This is a genomic window from Pseudomonas sp. FW306-02-D09B (genome assembly GCF_058782685.1).
The window spans coordinates 1-25329 of record NZ_JBYSXY010000023.1 but is presented as its reverse complement, the minus strand read 5'-3'; the positions used below and the strand labels follow the sequence as shown (position 1 = coordinate 25329).

The window sequence follows — 25329 nt, the reverse complement described above, 5'->3', positions numbered from 1 at the left end:
ATTAATTGCTGCTACAGCTTAAAGTCGCCACCGGAAGCGTTTTCGGCGTCAGAGAAGCGCGTTTTGGCCTGATCCAGCTCCTTCTGTAGGGTCTTGAAGATCTTTTTTATGTCCTCATCGGTGAAGCTGTAGGCGCTTCGGTTGGAAAGGTTTCCGATCAGACGGATGTCATTGAGCGCACGATTCACACGTTGTTCTGCCAACCTTACGAATTTTTCTCTTTTTTCTGACATAAAAACCTCAAATATCCTACAAAAAAACCAGAATTTTTTCTCAAACATATTAGGAATATTTATGAAATGTTTGGCGATTAGTCAAGTTTTTTTGAAGGCGGTTCGCCATTAGCCATATCGTAAAGGGCGTTTACAGTGGGGGAGGAGGGAAGCGAGCGTAAGGGGTTTAGTGGATGGGAAAGGAGAAGGCAGTGCAAGTCAGGGGTCGGGGTATGTGCGTTTTGTCAGTCTGGATTAGCAGACCTGTGAATTTCTGAGGCTTTTCCCATAAAGAGGTCAGGCCAAGAGATGGATTTTTGATTACAATCCCTGATCGCATCCAAGATCCAGATCATTTCGGATTCTGGCCCACGTATACCGCACTCCCACAGCTCGAAAACTCGCCACCCTGATGCCAACAGGCTCTCCTTGTTCTTGGCATCCCTGGCAACATTCTGGTCAAACTTTGTTCGCCAGAATTCGTCATTGGTTCTGGGGGTGGTCGCGTAACGGCAGCCGGTGTGTCTGTGCCAGAAGCAACCTTGAACAAAAATACAGACCCGATAGCGCGAGAGCACCAGGTCGGGCCTTCCAGGTAGATCCCGTTGGTGCAAACGATATCTGAAGCCATGCCGATGCAGCATACGCCGGACCTTGATTTCCGGAGATGTGTCGCTACCACGGATGCCAGCCATCATGCGAGACCTGACTTCTTTGCTTACTATGTCCATGAATGATTCCCAGATAAACCTGGCTCTCCCAGACGATACGATCCCTGAGCCGGCCGGATTGCTCAATGAGCCGATCCAGGTCGTAGATCTCTTTGCCGGACCCGGAGGCCTTGGTGAAGGCTTTACCTCGTCTGGTGACGGTAAACGCTTCGAGATCGTCATTTCTGCGGAAAAGGATCCAAAAGCTTGGCAAACCCTTCGGCTGCGAGCTTTCTATCGGCTGCTCAAAAAGCGAAGACCAGACCTTCTTTTTGAATATTACAACTACTGCAACGATCCTAAAGCCCTAGACACGTTTACACCGTCCAGCAATACAGAATACCTGTGGGAAGAGGCTGCGAAGGAAGCCAAATGCATCACTCTGGGGAGTGAGCAAGGCAATAAAACCTTGGACGAAGCTCTGGACTACGGACTGAACACGAAGCGGCCGTGGGTGCTGATTGGCGGACCTCCATGTCAGGCATACTCGATCGTAGGGCGAGCGCGGAATCAGTCCAAGATTGATTACAAGGCTGAGGATGACCACCGGCATTTTTTGTATAAGGAATACCTGCGAATTATTCGGGAAAGACAACCCACAATGTTCGTAATGGAGAACGTAAAGGGCATCCTTTCTTCCAAGGTCAACAATGAACGGATTTTCTCGAACATCCTGAAGGACCTTTCAGATCCAGGCCAAGCGCTTTTAGAAGGAGGCGTAGGCAAACAGTACCGTATCTACTCGCTGGTAACTGGGGCTTCCTTCGGCCCCGGTGAGGATGTGGAAAAGATTGATCCAAGAGCTTTCATCATCAGGGCTGAGGATTATGGTATTCCTCAGGCTAGGCATCGGGTAATTCTTTTGGGTATTGCTACAGATAGCCTCCCAACATCGAAAGATTGGGTAAAGCTAACCTCTGGAGAGTCTTCAGAATCTGAAGTATCTGTAGGTCAGGTTCTGAAAAATTTACCTAGGCTTCGCAGCGGTCTTTCAAAAACGGCAGACAGCCAAGAAGGCTGGATTAATGTCGTCCTAGAGCAGCTTGATTATCTCCAGAGCCAAACCGATCCTGTCGATGTGAGGCTTTGGGGGGCTCTTCAAGATCTGTCTAAAGCCTTCGAGTTCCCAAAGGTGCCGGTGAGCCCTGGTGGAAAAAGGGTAAAAAGAACAGAGGCGAAAGATGATGGCTCGACCGATAATTCGAACCTGGACGAGTGGTACTTAGACGGAAATCTGGACTGTTGGCTCAATCATGAGTCCCGCGGGCATATGCCAACGGATCTACGCAGATATCTATTTGCCGCGGTTTACGCAAAGCTTCACGGTACTTCGCCTAAAGGACATAGGGGGTTCTCTCTAGAGGGATTGGCTCCCGATCATAAGAACTGGGAGACAGGCAAGTTCAGTGATCGATTCAGGGTCCAGATGGAAGATAAGCACGCCACAACGATTACCAGTCACATCTCCAAGGATGGGCACTACTTTATCCATTACGATCCAACCCAGTGTCGTAGCCTGTCTGTCAGGGAAGCTGCCCGTATCCAGACGTTTCCAGATAACTATTTCTTCCAAGGCAGCAGGACCGACCAGTTCCATCAAGTTGGGAACGCAGTACCTCCGCTGCTGGCTTCAAAGATTTCGAAGGTGGTGTTTCGCATCCTCTTCGACAAGGTTAGGGACTACGATAAGCACCTTGCCGAGGTAGCGAAGGGTGAAGAGGTCTGCGCCTAAATTCGTTTGAGGAACGGCTGCCGAGAAGTAAAAAAGCCCCGCTAGTGATAGCGGGGCTTTTTCGTTTCAGCTATTTCAATTTGCGATCAGTAAATCGCGGCAAGCGCCAGAAATCAATCCCAGCTCAACGCCCCACCAGTCTGATACTCAATCACTCTTGTCTCAAAGAAATTCTTCTCTTTCTTCAAGTCCATGATCTCGCTCATCCAAGGGAACGGGTTAGTCGTCCCTGGATACTCTTCCTTCAAACCAATCTGCGACAAACGACGGTTAGCGATGAACTTCAGGTAGTCCTCCATCATCGCCGCGTTCATGCCCAGCACGCCGCGAGGCATGGTGTCACGAGCGTATTCGATTTCCAGCTGAGTGCCCTGCAGAATCATCTGCGAAGCTTCTTCCTTCATTTCAGCATCCCACAGGTGTGGGTTTTCGATTTTGATCTGGTTGATCACGTCGATGCCGAAGTTCAGGTGCATGGATTCGTCGCGCAGGATGTACTGGAACTGCTCGGCGACGCCGGTCATTTTGTTGCGGCGGCCCATGGAGAGGATCTGGGTGAAGCCGCAGTAGAAGAAGATGCCTTCCAGAACGCAGTAGTAGGCGATCAGGTTGCGCAGCAGTTCTTTGTCGGTTTCGACGGTGCCGGTTTCGAACTTCGGATCGGAGATCGAACGGGTGTATTTCAGGCCCCAGGTGGCTTTTTTAGCGACCGATGGGATCTCGTGGTACATGTTGAAGATCTCGCCTTCATCCATGGCCAACGATTCGATGCAGTACTGGTAGGCGTGGGTGTGGATCGCCTCTTCGAACGCCTGGCGCAGGATGTACTGGCGGCATTCCGGGTTGGTGATCAGGCGGTACACGGCCAGCACCAGGTTGTTGGCAACCAGGGAGTCGGCGGTGGAGAAGAAGCCGAGGTTGCGCATCACGATGCGGCGCTCGTCGTCGGTCAGGCCTTCCGGGTTTTTCCAGAGGGCGATGTCGGCGGTCATGTTGACTTCTTGCGGCATCCAGTGGTTTGCGCAGCCGTCCAGGTACTTCTGCCAGGCCCAGTCGTATTTGAACGGGACGAGTTGGTTGAGGTCGGCGCGGCAGTTGATCATGCGCTTTTCGTCGACCGCAACGCGGGCAGAAGCGCCTTCGAGTTCGGCCAGGCCTTCGGCGACGTCGAGTTTGTCGAGGGCGGCCTTGGCGCGAACGATCGCAGCCGAGTCGGTGGCGGTTACGGCGCGAGCTTCAAGGGCTGCGGCACCACCGGCGCTGTCGAGGCGGTCCATGTTGGCTTCAGTAGCGTGGCCAGCATTGGCGCCTTTGGCGACAACTTCGCCGTCTTCTTTGTCGAATTCGTCCCAGCTCAGCATGACGTGTCGTCTCCTGCGTGAGGGCCAGTCGCCCGTGTGAAAACACTGATGGTCGGTTTTTCACACGGCCCGCTGGCCGCGTTGTCTCTAAAAGGAATCGTTTGTTGCAGCAGTACGCAGGCAAAAAACAGAAATGTGTACGGGTGTCCTGAAGTCGCTAAGGGCGGAGATAACGTCGTCAGCTCCTGCGGTGGCCTCAGCGTCCTGCATCCTCCTGTAAGGGGATGTTGCAGGCCCGATTTACGGGCGCATTATAGGTGTTTTTTCACGCTTGTGGTGCGACGAAGTGGCTCAGAGAACCCTCGGCAGGGCGCGTAATCAAGGCGGAGCAAGGGTTTACAGGGCTTTGGCCGATGAAGATTTTTTTTAGCGGTTTTTGGCGACTCTACAGCGCTGATGACGTCGGTGTTTGCTGTCAAAACGCCGCAAGCCCGATGGGATGGGACTTACAGGGGAGATGGGGTGTTTTTCGGGGTGCGATTGTGTGCAGTTTCGGGTGGCAATTGTTGATCGGATGATCTGTTCAAAAAACAACCAAAAATCGCTTTTTACACTACATGTAGTGTTTTGCTCCGGATTTCTGCGTCTTCAGACACAACGACGCCCGACGAGGGTCGGGCGGTGATGTCGGGTTCGGCAATCAGCCGAACCTCAGCGTTGATGATCAGCCGTTGGAGCAGCCGTTACCCATTACGCTGTAGCGCAGAATATGCCGTTGACCTTTCGAGTCTTCATATTCCATGCGGGCTGGTACAACTTCGCAAACGCTGGGTACTTCGCTCATGGAGATAACTTTGGCGATGTCCAGGTGAGTCGAGTAAGTGTATTCCTCAACCGGTACGGTGTTGCTGGCAACATCAGTCGGGATCTCGTCTGCCATGGCGGTTGCGCACAGACTGCTGAGGGCCAGAACCAATAAAGCTTTCATTTCAATTTTACCTTTCTAAGGTCGAGTGGGGTCACGCAACCTTTTTGGGGTTGCGTGTGGAACTTGATAACTAAGTGTTGGATTAACTGCCTTCGTGGGGGCTGCAACTGGGTTAATCACGTTTGCCGTGTTGGCGAGGCTGATTTTAGGCGCCCGAGTTGCACGCATATAGGTGTGCTTTTGATAAAGACTTTTGGCATATCCTGTAACAATCCCTTAAAAACGACCTCGTATGCTTCAGGGCCGGCTTTCTCGAAATGGCTGAAAGCCAATGAAACCGCGGTGTCTGAGCGGTTCGCTCGGTAAGCACGACGTTTAGTAGGGGCTTGTTACTACCATCGTCGAATGGTTCTATAGGCCCGCCTCGGGCTACAACGGGGCCATACAAAAACAACTATTCCACCGAGGTAAGAAAGATGAGTGCGGCTTCTCTGTATCCCGTTCGTCCCGAGGTTGCAGCCAACACGCTGACTGACGAGGCGACCTACAAGGCCATGTACCAGCAGTCGGTCGTCAACCCGGACGGTTTCTGGCGCGAGCAAGCCAAGCGCCTCGACTGGATCAAGCCTTTCACCACGGTGAAGCAGACGTCCTTCGACGATCACCATGTCGATATCAAGTGGTTCGCCGATGGCACCCTGAACGTTTCCTACAACTGCCTGGACCGCCATCTCGCCGAGCGTGGCGATCAGATCGCGATCATCTGGGAGGGCGATGACCCGGCCGAGAGCCGCAACATCACCTACCGCGAGCTGCACGAACAAGTCTGCAAGTTCGCCAACGCCTTGCGCGGCCAGGATGTGCACCGCGGCGATGTGGTGACTATCTATATGCCGATGATTCCCGAAGCCGTGGTCGCCATGTTGGCCTGTACCCGGATCGGCGCGATTCACTCGGTGGTGTTCGGCGGCTTCTCGCCGGAAGCCCTGGCCGGTCGGATCATCGACTGCAAATCGAAAGTGGTGATCACCGCTGACGAAGGCTTGCGTGCCGGCAAAAAGATCTCGCTCAAGGCCAACGTCGATGACGCGCTGACCAACCCGGAAACGAGCAGCATCCAGAAGGTCATCGTGTGCAAGCGCACCGGTGGCAACATCAAGTGGAACCAGCACCGCGACATCTGGTACGAAGACCTGATGAAAGTCGCGGGCACCGTGTGTGCGCCGAAAGAGATGGGCGCTGAAGAAGCGCTGTTCATCCTTTATACCTCGGGCTCCACCGGTAAGCCGAAGGGCGTGCAGCACACCACCGGCGGTTATCTGTTGTACGCCGCGCTGACCCACGAGCGCGTGTTCGACTACCGTCCGGGCGAAATCTACTGGTGCACCGCCGACGTCGGCTGGGTCACCGGCCACACTTATATTGTCTATGGGCCGCTGGCCAACGGTGCGACCACTTTGCTGTTCGAAGGCGTGCCGAACTACCCGGACATTACCCGGGTGGCGAAGATCGTCGACAAGCACAAGGTCAACATCCTCTACACCGCACCGACCGCAATCCGCGCCATGATGGCGCAGGGCACCGCGGCTGTTGAAGGTGCTGATGGCAGCAGCCTGCGTCTGCTGGGTTCGGTCGGCGAGCCGATCAACCCGGAAGCGTGGGATTGGTACTACAAGAACGTCGGCCAATCCCGTTGCCCGATCGTCGATACCTGGTGGCAGACCGAAACCGGCGCGACCCTGATGAGCCCGCTGCCGGGCGCTCATGCGCTCAAGCCAGGCTCGGCGGCGCGTCCGTTCTTCGGCGTGGTGCCGGCGTTGGTCGATAACCTGGGCAACATCATCGAGGGCGTTGCCGAGGGTAACCTGGTGATTCTCGATTCGTGGCCAGGTCAGGCACGTACGCTGTATGGCGATCACGACCGCTTCGTCGACACCTATTTCAAGACCTTCCGTGGCATGTACTTCACCGGTGACGGCGCGCGTCGCGATGCCGATGGCTACTGGTGGATCACTGGGCGCGTGGATGACGTGCTCAACGTTTCCGGTCACCGCATGGGCACGGCCGAGATTGAAAGCGCGATGGTCGCTCACCCGAAAGTCGCCGAAGCGGCGGTGGTTGGTGTGCCGCATGACATCAAAGGGCAGGGCATTTATGTCTACGTCACACTCAACGGTGGCGAAGAGCCGAGCGAAGCGTTGCGCCTGGAACTGAAAAACTGGGTGCGCAAAGAGATCGGTCCGATTGCCTCGCCGGATGTCATCCAGTGGGCGCCAGGCCTGCCGAAAACCCGCTCGGGGAAAATCATGCGGCGTATCCTGCGCAAGATCGCCACGGGTGAATACGACGGGTTGGGGGATATCTCCACCCTGGCCGATCCGGGTGTGGTGCAGCATTTGATTGATACGCACAAGACCATGAACGTCGCGTAACAGCCGTTCTTGAGTCATCGAAAGCCCCGCCTGGTGTTGAGCCTGGCGGGGCTTTTTTGTGGTGATCGGATTGAGAGCTCCAGCGTCAGTGCGGACCTCTTCGCGAGCAAGCCCGCTCCCACATTTGATCTATGTTTCAACCATGACTTTGCGGCTGAGCGCGGTCCAATGTGGGAGCGGGCTTGCTCGCGAAAGCAATCTGACAGGCATCACATCAACAAAGCACGAACCAATATTTATCGGCCTATCCCGTAGGTCGTTTCCCACTGTTACCCGGCCGGTCTCAAGTAACTAAATGTGTAACCGCTCGCCCGCTTTCGAGGCATTGGGAAACGCAAAGCCCCGTTCCAGGGCCTCCTCAGGCCACCTAAAAAATAAGACATAACGCTGCGCTTGCCGGATTAGAAGGGTTTGCGAATAATAGGCCCGCAATTTGCAGCATAGATCGGTTCACTGTCTTTTGCTCTTGCATGAATTTGCAGGGCTGTCAATGCGCTCGGTCGGGTTTCTCAGTGCTTCTGTAATTTGTTGTCGCATTGAAGAAATATCGGCTTCGGGCCTGTCGTTAGAATGCCGATCACTCGCTCGCCGTTGCCTGCGTTGAAATCAAAGCAGATCTCAACGCAACAATCCTACGACGCAGCGCCGCTTTCAATTTCCACCCATTCGCATATTGGGCTGTCGCTCACTCTGCCGTTTTCGCCCTATACCGATGGAGTCCTAAGATGAAGAAACTCGTGCTTCTTGGCGCCCTGGCACTGTCCGTGCTGTCCCTGCCGACGTTCGCCGATGAAAAGCCTCTGAAAATTGGTATCGAGGCGGCTTACCCTCCGTTCGCATCCAAAGCACCGGACGGCAGCATCGTTGGTTTCGACTACGACATCGGCAACGCCCTGTGCGAAGAGATGAAGGTCAAGTGCGTTTGGGTCGAGCAAGAGTTCGACGGTCTGATCCCAGCACTCAAAGTGCGCAAGATCGACGCGATCCTGTCGTCCATGTCGATCACTGACGACCGCAAGAAGTCCGTGGACTTCACCAACAAGTACTACAACACCCCGGCACGTCTGGTCATGAAGGCCGGAACGCAGGTCAGCGACAACCTGGCCGAGCTCAAGGGCAAGAAAATCGGCGTGCAACGCGGTTCGATTCACAACCGTTTCGCCGAAGAAGTCCTGAAGCCGCTGGGTGCTGAAATCAAGCCGTACGGCTCGCAGAACGAAATCTACCTGGACGTGGCTGCCGGTCGCCTCGATGGCACCGTGGCCGACGCTACCTTGCTGGATGACGGCTTCCTGAAAACCGACTCGGGCAAGGGCTTCGCGTTTGTCGGCCCGGCCTTCACCGACGAGAAATACTTCGGCGACGGCATTGGTATTGCCGTGCGTAAAGGCGACAAGGCTGAGCTGGACAAGATCAACGCCGCCATCGTCGCCATTCGTGCGAATGGCAAGTACAAGCAAATCCAGGACAAGTACTTCAACTTCGATATTTACGGTAAGTAAATAGTCGCAGCTGTCAGTCCGAAATGGCGCAAGCAACAGGATCTCTGAGGTTTGCGCCATTTTTTCATCCCAACTTTCGAGGACCTGAATCATGTTGAAAGGCTACGGGGCTGTCATCCTCGATGGCGCATGGCTGACGCTTCAGCTCGCCTTGTCGTCCATGGCCTTGGCCATTGTTCTGGGTCTGATCGGGGTCGCATTGCGCCTGTCGCCGATACGCTGGCTGGCCAGGCTGGGCGATCTGTATTCCACGGTGATCCGCGGGATTCCCGATCTGGTGCTGATCCTGCTGATTTTCTACGGCGGTCAGGACTTGCTCAACCGTGTTGCGCCATTGCTCGGCTATGACGACTACATCGACCTGAACCCGTTGGTCGCCGGTATCGGCACCCTGGGTTTCATCTTCGGTGCGTACCTGTCGGAAACCTTCCGTGGGGCCTTCATGGCGATCCCCAAAGGCCAGGCAGAAGCCGGTGCGGCATACGGCATGAGCAGTTTTCAGGTGTTTTTCCGGGTATTGGTGCCACAGATGATTCGCCTGGCGATTCCGGGCTTTACCAATAACTGGCTGGTGTTGACCAAGGCGACTGCGCTGATTTCGGTGGTCGGTCTGCAAGACATGATGTTCAAGGCCAAGCAGGCGGCAGATGCCACCCGCGAGCCTTTCACCTTCTTCCTCGCAGTGGCCGCGATGTACCTGGTGATCACCAGTGTCTCGTTGCTGGCATTGCGTCACCTTGAGAAGCGCTACTCGGTAGGCGTAAGGGCGGCTGATCTATGATCTTCGACTACAACGTCATTTGGGAGGCCTTGCCGCTGTACTTCGGCGGCCTGGTCACCACCCTCAAACTGCTCGCACTGTCGCTGCTGTTCGGTTTGCTGGCCGCCTTGCCGCTGGGCTTGATGCGGGTTTCCAAGCAGCCGATCGTCAACATGTCGGCCTGGCTCTACACCTACGTGATCCGCGGCACGCCGATGCTGGTGCAGCTGTTCTTGATCTACTACGGTCTGGCGCAGTTCGAAGCGGTCCGTGAAAGCTTCCTCTGGCCGTGGCTGTCCAGCGCGACGTTCTGTGCGTGCCTGGCCTTCGCGATCAACACCAGTGCCTACACCGCTGAAATCATCGCCGGCAGCCTGCGCGCTACGCCGAATGGTGAGATCGAAGCGGCCAAGGCCATGGGCATGTCGCGCTTCAAGATGTACAAGCGCATCCTGCTGCCGTCGGCCCTGCGCCGGGCGCTGCCGCAGTACAGCAACGAAGTGATCATGATGCTGCAGACCACCAGTCTGGCGTCCATCGTGACTCTGATCGACATCACCGGTGCCGCGCGTACCGTGAACGCTCAGTACTACTTGCCGTTCGAAGCCTACATCACCGCAGGCGTGTTCTACCTGTGCATGACGTTCATTCTGGTGCGCCTGTTCAAGATGGCCGAGCACCGCTGGCTGGGCTACCTCGCCCCGCGCAAGCACTGAAACCACTGACTGACTGTTTTTGTGAGAACCGACAGCATGTACAAACTTGAAGTCCAAGACCTGCATAAACGCTATGGCAGTCACGAAGTGCTCAAGGGCGTGTCCCTGAAAGCGGCGGCCGGCGATGTGATCAGCATCATCGGTTCCAGTGGCTCCGGCAAAAGTACTTTCCTGCGTTGCATCAACCTGCTTGAGCAACCACACGCCGGCAAGATTCTGCTCAACAACGAAGAGCTGAAACTGGTGGCGAACAAGGACGGCGCGCTGAAAGCCGCCGACCCGAAGCAACTGCAACGCATGCGTTCGCGGTTGTCGATGGTGTTCCAGCATTTCAATCTGTGGTCGCACATGACCGCGATGGAAAACATCATGGAGGCGCCGGTTCACGTCCTCGGCATGTCCAAGGCCGAAGCCCGTGAAAAGGCCGAGCTGTACCTGGCCAAGGTCGGCGTGTCCCATCGTAAAGATGCCTACCCTGGTCATATGTCCGGCGGTGAGCAGCAGCGTGTGGCGATTGCCCGTGCGTTGGCGATGGAACCTGAGGTGATGCTGTTCGACGAACCGACCTCGGCACTCGACCCGGAGCTGGTGGGCGACGTGCTGAAAGTGATGCAGGCGCTGGCCCAGGAAGGTCGGACCATGGTCGTGGTGACGCACGAAATGGGCTTTGCCCGTGAAGTGTCGAACCAGTTGGTGTTCCTGCACAAAGGCGTGGTTGAAGAAAGCGGTAACCCGCGTGAAGTGCTGGTCAATCCACAGTCCGAACGTCTGCAACAATTCCTCTCGGGTAGCCTGAAGTAATCGCTCCCGTTACGCACCAAATTAGGTCATGCTGCGCACCGCGCGCCAGATGGTCTAATTTGGTTGCAGCCGCCTTTGGCTTTAACACTGTTTTCGTTTCGGACTGCCCGCCATGACTGCCCATCGAATTGGTTTCCTGATTTGGCCCAGCACTAAAGCCTTGACGCTGGCGCTGGCCGAGGAGGCCTTGCGTGTTGCTCAGCGCGTGCATCCGGAGGTTGTTTACGAACTCTCGTTTCTGCAGGCCGAAACACCTGCCGAAGGGGCCTGGCAATTGCCGGGTGAGGCGTGGACCGGCAAGCTGGAAAACTTCCAGAAGCTGTTCCTGCTGGCCGATGAGCCACCGACGACGTTGGCGCCAGCGCTCAGCAGCGCGCTCAAGCAATTGGTGCGTGCCGGTTGTGTGATTGGCGGCCTGTCGGCCGGTGTTTATCCGTTGGCCCAGCTCGGTTTGCTCGATGGCTATCGTGCGGCGGTGCACTGGCGCTGGCAGGATGATTTCGCCGAGCGTTTCCCCAAGGTCATCGCTACCAGCCATCTGTTCGACTGGGATCGCGATCGCCTGACCGCGTGCGGCGGCATGTCGGTGCTCGATCTGTTGTTGGCGGTGCTGGCCCGTGACCACGGCGCTGAACTGGCCGGTGCGGTGTCCGAAGAGTTGGTGGTCGAGCGCATTCGTGAAGGTGGTGAGCGTCAGCGCATTCCGTTGCAGAATCGCCTCGGCTCCAGCCATCCGAAGCTCACGCAAGCCGTGTTGCTGATGGAAGCCAATATCGAAGAACCGCTGACCACCGACGAAATCGCCCAGCATGTGTGCGTGTCCCGTCGGCAGTTGGAGCGGATTTTCAAGCAGTACCTCAACCGCGTGCCGAGCCAGTACTACCTGGAATTGCGCCTGAACAAGGCCCGGCAGATGTTGATGCAAACCAGCAAGTCGATCATCCAGATCGGCCTGTCGTGTGGCTTCTCTTCGGGGCCGCATTTCTCCAGCGCCTACCGCAACTTCTTCGGCGCCACGCCGCGGGAAGATCGCAACCAGCGGCGCAGCAGCAGTCCGTTCGAATTGTCTTCGGTGCCGTCCGAGCGTGGGTGATCAGGCACGCCACGCCCTGAGCTGAAGGCTGCTTTACTCGTCTATCTCGGTGCCGTCAGTGGACGAAACCTGCATTTCACCTCGGTCGATCACCTCTTGCACGCCGAAGTCGGTGCCCGTCCGTTCGAAGAAACCGATCAGCCGTAACAGGCTCTCCTCGGAAAATTGATTGCCTCTTAACGTGATGTTTTCAGCGAGCTCCACCGGCAGTTCCAATACATCGCTGGGAACTTCGGTGATGGCGTTGTCACTGAGGTCGGCCCAGTCCAGCTCTGTCATTTGCAGCAGGCCGTGCGGAATTTCGGTGATGCCGGTTTCATTCAGCAGCACGGTCGCCAGCCCTGTCATCTGGCTGAGGTCAGGCGTTCGCCCCAGAGGATTGCGGGCCAGATCGAGATAATCGAGCTGTTCCATGCCCGCCAGCGCGCTTACCGATTCCGCTGACAGACTGATGCGGCATTCTGGAAACGACAACGACCGCAGTTGCCCCATCTTGAACACGGCATCGGGAATGTTGCCCAGGTTGCAGTCGCGAAGCCTGAGACTTTTGAGCTTGGGAAAGGACTCCAGAAAACTTCCGATGCGGGTTATGCCATCGGCGCTCAGTATCTCCAGTGACGTCACATGGCTGAAGTCGGCGCTCAGGGTCGGCAGCTCTCCATTGATGAGGAGGGGGATGACGAGTTCAAACGTGGGCTCAAGCGCCTCATTAAAATCATCCAGATCGGTTTCATGTCGCCAGCACTGTTCCAGCAATTGCTTGAACTCGTCGCGACTCGAGTGCTCGATAAGCTGTTGCTGTGCATTGAAAGGTTCACCGGTCAGCGGGTGTCGGGCCGGCAGATCGGCCGTCCAGGCAGACAAGTCAGTGCTGAGCCGACTGAGCTCTGCTTCCAGGCTTGCCAGTTCAAGTCGACCGTCTTTCAGTGTGCCGGGCAACTCGTACACAAAGTCGCTCGCCTGCTCGACCTCCAGATTCGGGTACAGCGCCCTGACTCGTTCGATATCCGCCTCGGGGGCAGAGACCCCCAGGTCAAAGAGGGAGTCGACGTAGTGGTGCTTGATCAGTTGTCGGGCATTCTCGGAGAGTGGGTTATTCGTAAGAAACACGCTGTGTTTTTGGTACGCCGGACTGTCGAATAATTCGCGAGGCAGTTCGCTGATCCTGTTGCCGGAAAGTCTGGCGGTGTCGAGCTTGGGGTGGTGCATGATGCTGGCCGGAATGTCGGTCAGGCCGGTATGGCTCAGGTCAAGGTGAACGAGTTCGGGCATCGATTCGACGCTGGGCACCGCACTGAACGGATTGTTGAACAGATCGAGCATGACCAGTTTGTTCAATGAAGACAGTTTCGACCAGGTGACAGCGTCGAGCTGGATGCCGCAATCACTGAGCACCAGCGCGTCGAGGTTGGGCATTCGGGTAATGGCGTCGGGGAGGGTGGTCAGGGAGAAACGGCGCAAATCGAGACGGTGCAGACCTTTGAAGTTCTGCAGAAATCCGTGGAGGCCATGTGCCGCACGACTGCCCTCCAGAGACAGCAGTGACACATGACTGAAATCGGCAGTCAGTGTCGGCAGATCACCGAGTATTGGTTCTGCGAACCTGAGCACATACCGGCCGGTGCCATCCGGGGCGTCAAAGTCCCGATCGGATTGTCGGCGCCAGCTACGCTGGATTTCCTGGGCCAGTAAGCGGCGATTGTGTTGGGCGACCTGTTGCTCCAGATCGCTGAGCGCAACCCTGGTTTCGGGGTGGACGGTGGGCGTATCGGTTACCCAGGTTCCCAGGTCCCGATGCAGTTGTTCGAGCTCGTTGGCCAGGCGTGAGAGCTCTACGCGAGCGCCGTCGGGATGACGCTGTAGTGCCAGGACCATGGGCTCGAGTTCTTCCGCTGAAAGGCTGGGGTAAACCTCGCGAACCCTGTCGTTGAGGGTCGGCGTCGTGCGGTTGTTGCGACTGTAACCCTGCGTGCCACCCGGCAGGCGCATGGTTGTCGGGTCGTAGAACGGTTTTCGATGAGGGTGTTTTGCGAGCAGTGTGCGTAACGTCGGTTGGTCTACAGCGTGTTCGGCGATGCGCTGTTTGAGGGCCTCACCGTCTTCGAGGGTGAAGCCCAATGCCGTGCGATCTGCATCCGGCAACGCCAGAAGGATGGCGTGATAAAAGTCGCCGGATGGTTTGTTGTTCTCGTGCACCTGGTAGGTGAAGTCATCAGCAAGCACCAGCGTTCTGAGGAGCGGCGCGTCGGCCTGGCCAATGCTGTCGCGCAAGGTGCCGTCGTGCGAATAATCCCTCACCTCGATGCGCAGGCGCTCGGGCCAGCCGGGCAATGATTCGAGGCTATGCAATGCCAGTCGGTGGGTATCTGCCGACTCCATGTCTTCAAGATAAAACCCTTCATAGGCTCTGGCGACACGCACGGCCTCCATGGCTTTTAGCGCCACGTCCTTGAGTCGCTGCGGCACTCGACCGTTGTGCAGGCTCATCAACTCGCTGCCTGTTGCATTGCTCAGCAGTTCTTGCGCGATGTCGGTCGGTAAGTTCTGAACTGTACCGAGCAGTAGCTGAACCTGCTGATCATCGGTTTTTTCAAGTTCGCGGTAGCGAGATTCGAACAGCGATTTGCGCTGGTTCAGGGCCTGATAATGCTCGGGTTGGTCGCTGCTGGTCTGCTCGATCAAGGCTTGAATGTCCCGATCGATCTTGAAGCGCTTGATGGTGTCGGTCAGCAGCGACGGCGGGCGATAGTTTTCGACGTGCGTTTCGCGCAATACGTTGTCGTGAAAGCCGCTGATTCGCAGGATCTGTTCGCGTTCGGCGCTGCTGAACGACTCGACGCTATGGCCGAGGCGACGCATGACGGTTTCCCGGTCCCAGCGCAGCGGTTGTTCGAATCCGGTTTGCCAGGCGCCATGGTTGTTATGCCGCAGGGGCGGCTGATAAGCGTCGGCGCGACTCGGATGCTGAAGTGCAAACTGGCCGGTCTCGCTATTCAAGCGCACGGCATAGAGCTTGTCTTCAAGGGGCAGAAGGGTCTGGCCCTGGTGTTGATACAGGCCGAGGTGATCGGGTTTGGCCTCGGTCGGCAAGTTTGCGGCGTGCTCGTAAGGTGTCAGGTCCGGCTTCCAGTAGCGTGTTTTGCCGTCGGCAGCCTTGGCGGGGATGAGTCGGTCGAACAGCGCCAGTGTGTCGCGGGGCAGCAGGGGGTTGATCTCTCCAACGGCAATGACGCCACCCACCGCGAATGTCCCCAGTTGAACGAGCGATTCGACGACGCCCATCAGGTGCCCGAACGCCTCTTTTTGAAGGCCTTCGGCCCAATCGACGATGCCTTCAAAAGCCTCGTCGAGCAGTTGGTAGGCCATGTAGGCCAGTGTCAGTTCGCCGAGGAACGGAACAAAGGGCAGGGCGACGAACGCGGCCACTTCAAGGATCGTTGAGGCGACTTTGCTGAAGGCGTCCCACAGCGCCCATCGTGCGTTTTGGTCGGCGCTGGCGGTGGAGACGGCGATAGTTTGCGCATCATTGAGGATCTTGTTCAGTTGTCGTTGATAGAGGTGGGACCACAGGTCGGTTCTGATCGTGCTCAGTGAAAATCGCAAGTCGGGTTTGTCGATCGGCGTCTCTCGCCAGCTGGGCAGCGGGTCGCCGTGCTGATGCTGGTGCCAGGTCACGGCGCCAAGGCGGCGGTTGAGGTTGGCGAAAAAATGTCCCCTCTCCTGATGGTCGAGAAACTGGCTGAAAAAGCGCTGGTAGTCGGGTGAGCGCAGCTTGCGGGTCAGCTCCGTCATGAACGCCAGCGTGTCGGGATACTGTTTGACGGGATGTTCGGGGTCTTCCGGGAGATAGACCACGATCCGCGTTGCCTGGCGCGAGCGTTCAAGATTGGGGGCGAAAACGACAATGCCGGTCAACGCCGAAGACATCATCGTCAGGTCATGGCAGTGCAACGGCTCGCCGTCCAGCTTCATGCCCGGGCGTCCCTCCAGGAAGCCGAGAATCGCGTCGCAGGTAGCGTTTTCAATATCCTGTCGCAGCAGTCCCTGGTGCAGTGCCGACTTGAGTGCGGCTTGCTGCGCGTTCTTGACGCTTGGCTTTAAAACGGCGTCGACCAGCGGATTGGTCACGCCCAGGTTGTCGTTGAGGTAGGCGCTGTACTGGCCGCCGATATCCAGTTCTCGGCACAGCCGGGTAAACCCGGCGATGGAGATGTGCTGCTTGATCGTTGGCAGCGTGTCGAACTGTCCCGTGGCGGAGGGTTCGGTGATGAAGGCCGAGGCCGGCTCGTAGGCGTCCACCTCAGTCTCCGATGCCTGGAAGTTGTGCTGGGCAGCGTCGAGCAATGACACTGTCCAGGTGCGCGCGGCACCGGATTTGACCGGGAGCCAGGGGATGGTCTGGGGGATGTACAGGCGCAGGAAGGTGCTCTTGACGTCCAGCTCCAGGCCGAAGCGGGTTTTCAACGCTTCGCTCAGCAGCGGTTCGGCGAAGGCGCGAGCGTTTTGCAGTTTACTCAGCATCTGCTCCAGCGGGTTTCGATGGGACCAGTGTTCGGTGTTGAGTGCGTTCAGTGTCTGCAGTTGCAGGCGGGTCGCGTTGCGATACCGGTGAGGCGTTTCGAGCCTGGCGTTTTTCAGCGCGTTGCGCGTCTCGGGCGACGCTTGTAAGACCCAGGTCGGGAGGAGTGTGGAAAGGTGTTGGTAGTGGCTGTCCGGATGAGCGGCAAGCTCGTCGTCGTGTTGAGTCATGGGCCGATTCCTTGGCGTTTGAAGTAGACACAAGGAAAACAAACGGCGATGTGCTCCGTGCAGTACATAATTACCGTCCGGCTGGACAAGCCTGCCTATAACGTACTCCGGCAGTTTAAACTGCGCCTTTGCGACGCTATTTGTCGCATTGCCGTAAACCCGGCTCAAACCTGTGTTTGCGCTATAAGAAGTTGTCGCTTGGCGGCAAGGCCGGGCTGAAAACTGTCCTTACAATCCCCCTCATCGCTCGCCAGTTTCAGGCGGGTGTTTCTCATCAGGAGACTCCGATGTCCGTTGAGCACGCTGCGGTACAACGCGCCGATTTTGACCAGGTAATGGTTCCCAACTACGCGCCAGCCGCTTTCATTCCGGTACGTGGCGCCGGTTCCCGCGTTTGGGACCAGTCTGGCCGCGAGCTGATCGACTTCGCCGGCGGGATTGCGGTTAACGTATTGGGTCACGCCCACCCGGCACTGGTCGGTGCCTTGACCGAGCAAGCGAACAAGCTGTGGCACGTGTCCAACGTGTTCACCAATGAGCCGGCCTTGCGCCTGGCCCATAAGCTGATCGACGCGACTTTTGCCGATCGTGTGTTCTTCTGCAACTCTGGCGCCGAAGCCAACGAGGCCGCCTTCAAGCTGGCCCGTCGTGTTGCCCACGATCGTTTCGGTTCAGAGAAATACGAAATCATCGCCGCGCTCAACAGCTTCCACGGTCGCACCCTGTTCACCGTGAACGTCGGTGGCCAGTCGAAGTACTCCGACGGTTTCGGTCCGAAAATCACCGGCATCACTCACGTCAAGTTCAACGATCTGGACGCGCTCAAAGCGGCCATTTCCGACAAGACCTGCGCGGTAGTACTGGAGCCGATCCAGGGCGAAGGCGGCGTATTGCCGGCTGATCTTGCGTACCTGCAAGGCGCCCGCGAGCTGTGCACCCAACACAACGCACTGCTGATTTTCGACGAAGTACAAACCGGTATGGGCCGCAGCGGCGAGCTGTTCGCCTACCAGCATTACGGCGTGACGCCGGACATCCTGACCAGCGCCAAGAGCCTGGGCGGCGGTTTCCCGATCGCGGCGATGCTGACCACCGAAGACCTGGCCAAACACCTGGTCGTTGGCACTCACGGCACCACTTACGGCGGCAACCCGCTGGCGTGCGCCGTCGCTGAAGCGGTGATCGACGTGGTCAACACCCCTGAAGTGCTGAATGGCGTCAAAGCCAAGCACGACCTGTTCAAGACTCGCCTGGAGCAGATCGGCGCCAAGTACGGCCTGTTCACTCAAGTGCGTGGCCTGGGCCTGTTGCTCGGTTGCGTCTTGAGCGAGGCCTGGAAAGGCAAGGCCAAGGACGTGTTCAACGCGGCTGAACGTGAAGGCTTGATGATTCTGCAAGCCGGCCCGGACGTGATTCGCTTCGCGCCAAGCCTGGTGGTTGAAGATGCGGACATCGAAGAGGGCCTGGAGCGCTTCGAACGCGCCGTGGCCAAACTGACTCAAGCCTGATAGTCCCTTCGACGCCTGATCATTCAGGCGTCGAACCAAATTCTTATGCCGGGCCGGTTCTTATGTGGGAGCGAGCCTGTGTGGCGAGGGGGCTTGCCCCCGTTGGGGTGCGAAGCTCCCCTAAAACCAGTCACCACACTCTTGAATCAGAAAGTGGAGACCGGTTTACGATTGCTTCGCAATCGAACGGGGGCAAGCCCCCTCGCCACACAAGTTTGCTCCCACACTTGAGTCGGAGTGACTCAAGGCCGGCCCGGTTTATTTTCCTCAAAGAGTTTTTCGAGAAAGGAGTGACACCATGCTGGTGATGCGCCCCGCGCAAATGGCTGATCTGGGCGAGGTACAGCGTCTGGCTGCGGACAGCCCGATTGGTGTCACCTCCTTGCCGGATGATGTCGAACGCTTGAGCGACAAGATCGCCGCAAGCGAAGCGTCGTTCGCTGCCGAGGTCAGCTTCAACGGTGAAGAAAGCTATTTCTTCGTCCTCGAAGACACCGCCACCGGCAAACTGGTGGGCTGCTCGGCCATCGTCGCGTCGGCCGGCTATTCGGAGCCGTTCTACAGCTTCCGTAATGAAACCTTCGTGCACGCCTCTCGCGAGCTGAAGATTCATAACAAGATTCATGTGCTCTCCCAGTGCCACGACCTGACCGGCAACAGCCTGCTGACCAGTTTCTACGTGCTGCCGGAGCTGGTCGGTTCGCCTTGGTCGGAACTCAACTCTCGCGGTCGCCTGCTGTTCGTCGCCAGCCATCCGGAGCGTTTCGCTGATTCGGTGGTCACCGAGATCGTCGGTTACAGCGACGAAAATGGCGATTCGCCGTTCTGGGATGCCATCGGTCGCAACTTCTTCGACCTCAACTACGCCGCAGCCGAGCGTCTGTGCGGGCTCAAGAGCCGGACTTTCCTCGCCGAACTGATGCCGCATTACCCGATCTACGTGCCGCTGCTGCCGGACGCCGCCCAAGAGGCGATGGGCCAGGTGCACCCACGGGCGCAGATCACCTTCGACATCCTGATGCGCGAAGGCTTCGAGACCGATCACTACATCGACATTTTCGACGGCGGCCCAACCCTGCACGCACGTGTCTCGGGGATCCGTTCGATCGCCCAGAGCCGTGTGGTGCCGGTGAAAATCGGTGAGCCGGTCAAAGGTGCCGGTCGTCAGTACCTGGTGGCCAATGCTCAGTTGCAGGATTACCGCGCGGTATTGCTCGAGCTGGATTATGCGCCGGGCAAACCGGTAACCCTGGATCTTGAAGCCGCCGAGGCCTTGGGTGTCGGTGAAGGTGCCAGCGTGCGCCTGGTGGCAGTTTAAGGGCCGATTTCAGGCTTAAGAGCAGAGAGTTTTACGGGTGGCCTGAGCGACCCGTTTGAGGAGATAGCATGATCGTTCGTCCCGTACGCAGCAGCGATTTACCCGCGCTGATCGACCTGGCCCGCAGCACCGGCACCGGCCTGACCACCTTGCCGGCCAACGAAGAGCGTCTGGCTCATCGGGTTGGCTGGGCCGAAAAGACCTTTCGCGGCGAAGCGGGGCGCGGCGACGCGGACTACCTGTTCGTGCTCGAAGACGATAACGGTCGCGTGGTGGGCATTTCCGCGATTGCCGGCGCTGTCGGCCTGCGTGAGCCTTGGTACAACTTTCGGGTCGGTCTGACCGTCAGCGCGTCGCAAGAGCTGAACATCTATCGCGAAATCCCGACGCTGTTCCTGGCCAACGACCTGACCGGTAATTCCGAGTTGTGCTCGTTGTTCCTGCACGCCGATTACCGTTCCGGCCTCAATGGCCGCATGTTGGCCAAGGCGCGGATGCTGTTCATCGCTGAATTCCCGCAGCTGTTCGGCAACAAGATCATCGCCGAAATGCGCGGTGTGTCCGATGAAGCCGGCCGCTCGCCGTTCTGGGAAAGCCTGGGTCGGCACTTCTTCAAAATGGAATTCAGCCAGGCCGATTACCTGACGGGCGTGGGTAACAAGGCGTTCATCGCCGAGCTGATGCCGAAATTCCCGTTGTACACCTGCTTCCTCTCTGAAGACGCGCGCAATGTGATCGGTAAGGTTCACCCTGATACCGAGCCGGCGCTGGCGATGCTCAAGAGCGAAGGCTTCAGCTACCAGGGTTACGTCGACATCTTCGACGCCGGTCCTGCCGTTGAATGCGAAACCGGCAAGATCCGCGCAGTCCGCGACAGCCAGGCGCTGGTATTGGCCATCGGCACTCCGGGTGATGACGCCACACCATTTTTGATTCACAACCGTAAACGCGAAGACTGCCGGATCACTGCCGCTCCCGCACGCTTTGCCGCCGGTACCCTGGTGGTCGACCCGTTGACCGCCAAACGTCTTCAACTCAATGCCGGCGATCAAGTACGTGCCGTGCCGTTGTCTGCTGCTCGGGAGTCGAAATAATGAATTCGCTATACATCGCCGGTGAATGGCTGGCGGGCCAGGGTGACATGTTCGAATCGCTGAACCCGGTCACCCAGCAAGTGCTGTGGTCGGGGCAGGGCGCCAGCGCTGCTCAGGTCGAAAGCGCCGTGCAAGCCGCACGGCAGGCCTTCCCGGCCTGGGCCAAACGTTCCCTGGAAGATCGCATCGGCGTGCTGGAAGCCTTTGCCGCCAGCCTGAAAAAACACGCTGACGAACTGGCTCACTGCATCGGTGAAGAAACCGGTAAGCCGCTGTGGGAAGCCGCGACTGAAGTGACCAGCATGGTCAACAAGATTGCTATTTCGGTGCAGAGCTACCGCGAGCGTACCGGCGAAAAGAGCGGCCCGCTGGGCGACGCCACTGCCGTGCTGCGCCACAAGCCTCACGGCGTGGTGGCGGTGTTTGGTCCTTACAACTTCCCTGGGCATTTGCCGAACGGTCACATTGTTCCGGCGCTGCTGGCCGGTAACAGTGTGCTGTTCAAGCCAAGCGAGCTGACCCCGAAAGTCGCCGAGCTGACGGTCAAGTGCTGGATCGAAGCCGGCCTGCCTGCTGGCGTGCTGAACCTGCTGCAAGGCGCGCGTGAAACCGGGATCGCCCTGGCGGCCAATCCGGGTATCGACGGTCTGTTCTTTACCGGCTCCAGCCGTACCGGCAACCACTTGCATGCGCAGTTCTCTGGTCGTCCGGACAAGATCCTCGCGCTGGAGATGGGCGGCAACAACCCGCTGGTGGTCGATCAGGTCGCAGACCTCGACGCTGCGGTGTACACCATTATTCAGTCGGCGTTCATTTCTGCCGGTCAGCGTTGCACCTGCGCCCGTCGCTTGCTGGTACCGCAAGGCGCCTGGGGCGACACGCTGCTGGCGCGTCTGGTGGCGGTCAGCGCGACCATTGACGTCGGCGCATTTGATCAGCAACCGGCACCGTTCATGGGCTCGGTGGTTTCGCTGGCCGCTGCCAAGGCACTGATGGATGCGCAAGAACACTTGCTCGCCAACGGCGCCGTGCCGCTGCTGAAAATGACCCAGCCACAGGCCAACGCCGCGTTGCTGACCCCGGGCATTCTTGACGTGAGCGCGGTTGCCGATCGTCCTGACGAAGAGCTGTTCGGCCCGTTGCTGCAAGTGATCCGTTACGCTGATTTCGAGGCGGCGATCGCGGAAGCCAACAACACCCAATACGGTCTGGCAGCAGGTTTGCTGTCGGATTCCGAAGCGCGTTATCAGCAGTTCTGGCTGGAAAGCCGCGCCGGTATCGTCAACTGGAACAAGCAGCTGACCGGCGCCGCGAGCAGCGCACCGTTCGGCGGTGTGGGTGCCTCGGGCAACCATCGCGCCAGTGCCTATTACGCCGCGGATTACTGCGCGTACCCGGTGGCCTCGCTGGAAACCCCAAGCCTGACCCTGCCGGCCGCCCTGACCCCAGGCGTGCGGATGTCGTAAGACCGCTTTCGCGAGCAAGCCCGCTCCCACAAGGTTGATGCAAGACTGGAGGGTGGGGTAAGCCGGCCTCTGAAGGTCTGTACGGACCCTGTGGGAGCGGGCTTGCTCGCGAAGGCCGCAACTCGGTCGCATTGAACAGTTACTGATGCCTATAAAAACCAGATTCGTGGAGCCTCGCTGATGAAATCCTATGAAGTCAATTTTGACGGTCTAGTGGGGCCGACCCATAACTACGGCGGCCTGTCCTACGGCAACGTCGCGTCCCAGAGCAACAGCCAGCAGTCTTCCAATCCGAAGGAAGCAGCGCTGCAAGGCCTGGCGAAAATGAAAGCGCTGATGGAAATGGGCTTTCAGCAAGGCGTTCTCGCGCCGCAAGAACGTCCGGATGTCGGCGCGCTGCGCAGCCTGGGTTTCAGCGGCACCGACGCTCAAGTAATCGAGCAGGCGGCCAAACAGGCGATGCCGTTGCTGGTTGCCAGCTGCTCGGCGTCGAGCATGTGGGTGGCCAACGCCGCCACCGTCAGCCCGAGCGCTGATACCGCAGACGGTCGTGTGCACTTCACTGCCGCCAACCTCAACTGCAAATATCACCGCAGCATCGAGCACCCGACCACCAGCCGCGTGCTGGGGGCCATGTTCGCCGACCAGAAGCACTTCGCCCACCACGCAGCGTTGCCTGCCGTGGCGCAGTTCGGTGATGAAGGCGCAGCCAACCACACACGCTTCTGCCGTGAATACGGCGAAGCCGGTGTCGAGTTCTTCGTGTTCGGTCGCAGCGCGTTCGATACCCGCTACCCGGCACCGCAGAAGTACCCGGCGCGTCAGACCCTCGAAGCGTCGCAAGCGGTTGCCCGTCTGCATGGCTTGAGCGAAGACGGTGTGGTGTTCGCCCAGCAGAATCCTTCGGTGATCGACCAAGGCGTGTTCCACAACGACGTGATCGCGGTGGGTAACGGTGAAGCGCTGTTCTATCACGAGGACGCATTCCTCGACACCGAGCAGATGCTGGCTGAACTGTCGGCCAAGCTGGCCAAGCGTGGCGGTCAGTTCAAGGCGATCTGCGTACCGCGTTCCCAGGTGTCGGTCGAAGACGCCGTGCGTTCTTACCTGTTCAACAGCCAGTTGCTGTCGCGCGCTGACGGTTCGATGCTGCTGATCGTGCCGCAAGAGTGCCAGAACAACCCGCGCGTCTGGCAGTACCTGCAAGAGCTGACCAGCTCTGGCGGCCTGATTCGCGAAGTGAAAGTCTTCGATCTCAAGCAAAGCATGCAGAACGGCGGTGGCCCTGCTTGCCTGCGGTTACGTGTCGCACTGAATGAAACCGAGCTGGCGGCGGTCAACCCAGGGGTTATCATGACCCCGCCGTTGTATGGCACGCTGACCCAATGGGTCGACAAGCACTACCGTGACCGCATGACCGAAAGCGATCTGGCGGACCCACAATTGTTGCTTGAGTGCCGGACGGCACTGGATGAACTGACGCAAATCCTTAAACTGGGCGCGGTTTATCCATTCCAGATCAATTGAAAGCCCGCGTCCTGCTCATGAAGAGCCGGACGCGTTGCTTTATCTCCCGATGAGAACGTAAAAATGAGCGATACCCTGCAGCTGATTCTTGAAGACACCGACGGCACTCAGCTGGAAACCTCTTGCACCCGCGTTGCGGTAATGTGGCAGGGCAAAGAGTTGTGGATCCAGCACGACGGCCGTGGCCAGCTGCTGATCGGCGTTGACGTCGAAGAAGGCGATGCCGAATACGCGAACCTGCTGCTGCGCCCATTGGCGACTAATCTGGTAAGTCTGCAACTGGAAATGGAACCGGCTGAAATCGGTGACGAAGACCACGTGCACGGCCCGGATTGCAAACACGATCACTAAGGAATTCGCTCTATGCTCGCCCTCGGCAAACTGCTTGAACTGACCCTCGCCGGCCGTGAACCGGCGGAGAAGACTCAACTGACTGTCGAAGGCGTGCGGATGCGCTGGCTGAGCGAAGGAGCGCTGGAAGTCCGGCCACCCGAGGCTCGTGACAATGGCCTGGACTTGCTGTTGTCGGCCGGCATCCACGGTAACGAAACAGCGCCGATCGAGTTACTCGATCGCCTGTTGCATGACATCGCCCGCGGAGAGTTGAAGCCGCGCGCACGTATTCTGTTCCTGTTCGGCAACCCTGACGCCATGCGTCGCGGCGAGCGTTTTATCGAGCAGGACGTCAATCGGCTGTTCAACGGCCGTCACGAACTCAGCAGTGGCTCTGAAGCGCTGCGAGCCTGTGAGCTGGAGCGTCTGGCAGCGAGTTTCTTCAATCTGCCCGACCGCGCCCGGTTGCACTACGATCTGCACACCGCGATCCGTGGCTCGAAGATCGAGCAGTTCGCGCTGTATCCCTGGAAAGAAGGCCGTCAGCATTCCCGTCATGAACTGGCTCGCCTGCGCGCTGCCGGCATGGAGGCGGTGCTGTTGCAGAACAAACCGTCCATCGTTTTCAGTTCGTACACCTACGACAAGCTCGATGCCGAGTCTTTCACCCTTGAGCTGGGTAAAGCCCGGCCGTTCGGGCAGAACGACGGGGTCAACGTCTCGCGCCTTGAAACCCTTTTGAAGCAGATCATCGAAGGCACCGAACCGGAGTCAGCAGAACAGAGCCTGGATGGCTTGCAGCTGTTCAGCGTGGCGCGGGAAATCATCAAGCACAGCGACAGCTTCCACTTGAACCTGCCGGCGGACATCGAGAACTTCTCGGAACTGAAAAAGGGTTATCTGCTGGCCGAGGACATCGCCCAGACCCGCTGGATCGTCGAGGAGGAGGGTGCGCGAATCATCTTCCCGAACCCGAAGGTCAAGAACGGCCTGCGCGCCGGTATCCTGATTATCCCGACCACCGACGACGATCTAGCCTGAGACCAGCATCTCGATCCCGATAAAGATCTAATGTGGGAGATTCTATGTTGCAGGACAACCCTGCAACGGTCGATTCGGTTGGTATTCGCTCTGGTTTTTCATCAGG

General features: G+C 58.0%; 19 protein-coding genes. 14 read left to right on the top strand and 5 right to left on the bottom strand.

Annotated features, from left to right (window positions below; all coding sequences use genetic code 11):
* Positions 1-11: 11 nt before the first annotated feature.
* Both AC3WK5_RS26470 and AC3WK5_RS26465 read right to left on the bottom strand, forming a co-directional pair.
* Positions 12-233 carry a hypothetical protein gene (locus AC3WK5_RS26470; RefSeq protein WP_103315103.1) on the bottom strand — a complete coding sequence of 74 codons (222 nt, stop codon included), beginning with the start codon at positions 231-233 and terminating at the stop codon, positions 12-14.
* Between the two features lie 224 nt (positions 234-457).
* Positions 458-907: a very short patch repair endonuclease gene (locus tag AC3WK5_RS26465; protein WP_371919137.1), complete on the bottom strand. Its 450-nt coding sequence runs from the start codon at positions 905-907 to the stop codon at positions 458-460.
* Between the two features lies 1 nt (position 908).
* Between AC3WK5_RS26465 and AC3WK5_RS26460 the strand changes: the two genes are divergently transcribed.
* Positions 909-2654 carry a DNA cytosine methyltransferase gene (locus tag AC3WK5_RS26460; protein WP_256585115.1) on the top strand — a complete coding sequence of 582 codons (1746 nt, stop codon included), beginning with the start codon at positions 909-911 and terminating at the stop codon, positions 2652-2654.
* Positions 2655-2767: 113 nt separating this feature from the next.
* Here AC3WK5_RS26460 and AC3WK5_RS26455 read toward each other — a convergent pair whose 3' ends face one another.
* Together AC3WK5_RS26455 and AC3WK5_RS26450 are read right to left on the bottom strand one after the other, a co-directional pair.
* Entirely contained in the window at positions 2768-4015 is a 1248-nt protein-coding gene (locus AC3WK5_RS26455; RefSeq protein ID WP_054593626.1) for a ribonucleotide-diphosphate reductase subunit beta, read from the bottom strand.
* A 664-nt stretch (positions 4016-4679) separates the two neighbouring features.
* Positions 4680-4943 (bottom strand): DUF2790 domain-containing protein, encoded by a 264-nt coding sequence (locus AC3WK5_RS26450; protein ID WP_054593625.1) that lies wholly within the window; start codon positions 4941-4943, stop codon positions 4680-4682.
* 416 nt (positions 4944-5359) lie between these two features.
* Between AC3WK5_RS26450 and acs the strand changes: the two genes are divergently transcribed.
* The 6 genes from acs (at position 5360) to argR (ending at position 12187) form a co-directional block, all read left to right on the top strand.
* Entirely contained in the window at positions 5360-7315 is a 1956-nt protein-coding gene (acs, locus tag AC3WK5_RS26445; RefSeq protein ID WP_103314937.1) for an acetate--CoA ligase, read from the top strand.
* A gap of 725 nt (positions 7316-8040) precedes the next feature.
* Entirely contained in the window at positions 8041-8817 is a 777-nt protein-coding gene (locus AC3WK5_RS26440) for an ABC transporter substrate-binding protein (RefSeq protein WP_054593623.1), read from the top strand.
* Between the two features lie 91 nt (positions 8818-8908).
* The gene (locus AC3WK5_RS26435) at positions 8909-9598 is read left to right on the top strand and encodes an ABC transporter permease (RefSeq protein WP_019693168.1); all 690 of its coding nucleotides are present in this window, start codon (positions 8909-8911) and stop codon (positions 9596-9598) included.
* Entirely contained in the window at positions 9595-10293 is a 699-nt protein-coding gene (locus tag AC3WK5_RS26430; protein ID WP_019693167.1) for an ABC transporter permease, read from the top strand. The genes AC3WK5_RS26435 and AC3WK5_RS26430 overlap by 4 nt, the downstream gene beginning before the upstream one ends.
* Positions 10294-10329: 36 nt before the next feature.
* Positions 10330-11094: an ABC transporter ATP-binding protein gene (locus tag AC3WK5_RS26425; protein ID WP_019693166.1), complete on the top strand. Its 765-nt coding sequence runs from the start codon at positions 10330-10332 to the stop codon at positions 11092-11094.
* Positions 11095-11206: 112 nt separating this feature from the next.
* A complete protein-coding gene (gene argR / locus AC3WK5_RS26420; RefSeq protein WP_054593622.1) occupies positions 11207-12187 on the top strand; it encodes a transcriptional regulator ArgR in 981 nt (326 codons plus the stop codon).
* A 33-nt stretch (positions 12188-12220) separates the two neighbouring features.
* Here the strand turns inward: argR and AC3WK5_RS26415 are convergent, their stop codons facing one another.
* Positions 12221-16936 carry a dermonecrotic toxin domain-containing protein gene (locus tag AC3WK5_RS26415; protein WP_103314936.1) on the bottom strand — a complete coding sequence of 1572 codons (4716 nt, stop codon included), beginning with the start codon at positions 16934-16936 and terminating at the stop codon, positions 12221-12223.
* Positions 16937-17223: 287 nt separating this feature from the next.
* Here AC3WK5_RS26415 and AC3WK5_RS26410 point away from each other — a divergent pair, with 287 nt between their 5' ends.
* The 7 genes from AC3WK5_RS26410 to astE all read left to right on the top strand — a co-directional run bounded on the left by AC3WK5_RS26410 (position 17224) and on the right by astE (position 25223).
* Positions 17224-18444: an aspartate aminotransferase family protein gene (locus AC3WK5_RS26410; RefSeq protein WP_054593620.1), complete on the top strand. Its 1221-nt coding sequence runs from the start codon at positions 17224-17226 to the stop codon at positions 18442-18444.
* Positions 18445-18742: 298 nt separating this feature from the next.
* On the top strand, positions 18743-19762 hold the full coding sequence (aruF, locus tag AC3WK5_RS26405) for an arginine/ornithine succinyltransferase subunit alpha (RefSeq protein WP_103314935.1): 1020 nt from the start codon (positions 18743-18745) through the stop codon (positions 19760-19762).
* Between the two features lie 68 nt (positions 19763-19830).
* On the top strand, positions 19831-20856 hold the full coding sequence (gene astA, locus AC3WK5_RS26400) for an arginine N-succinyltransferase (RefSeq protein WP_054593619.1): 1026 nt from the start codon (positions 19831-19833) through the stop codon (positions 20854-20856).
* Positions 20853-22322: a succinylglutamate-semialdehyde dehydrogenase gene (gene astD / locus AC3WK5_RS26395; RefSeq protein WP_177474847.1), complete on the top strand. Its 1470-nt coding sequence runs from the start codon at positions 20853-20855 to the stop codon at positions 22320-22322. Before astA ends, astD begins: the two co-directional genes overlap by 4 nt.
* Before the next feature lie 180 nt (positions 22323-22502).
* Positions 22503-23849, top strand: a complete 1347-nt coding sequence (gene astB / locus AC3WK5_RS26390; RefSeq protein ID WP_054593617.1) for an N-succinylarginine dihydrolase — start codon at positions 22503-22505, stop codon at positions 23847-23849.
* A 63-nt stretch (positions 23850-23912) separates the two neighbouring features.
* Positions 23913-24200, top strand: coding sequence for a hypothetical protein (locus AC3WK5_RS26385; protein ID WP_019693158.1), 288 nt, complete (start codon positions 23913-23915; stop codon positions 24198-24200).
* Between the two features lie 12 nt (positions 24201-24212).
* Positions 24213-25223 carry a succinylglutamate desuccinylase gene (gene astE / locus AC3WK5_RS26380; protein WP_103314933.1) on the top strand — a complete coding sequence of 337 codons (1011 nt, stop codon included), beginning with the start codon at positions 24213-24215 and terminating at the stop codon, positions 25221-25223.
* Positions 25224-25329: the final 106 nt, after the last annotated feature.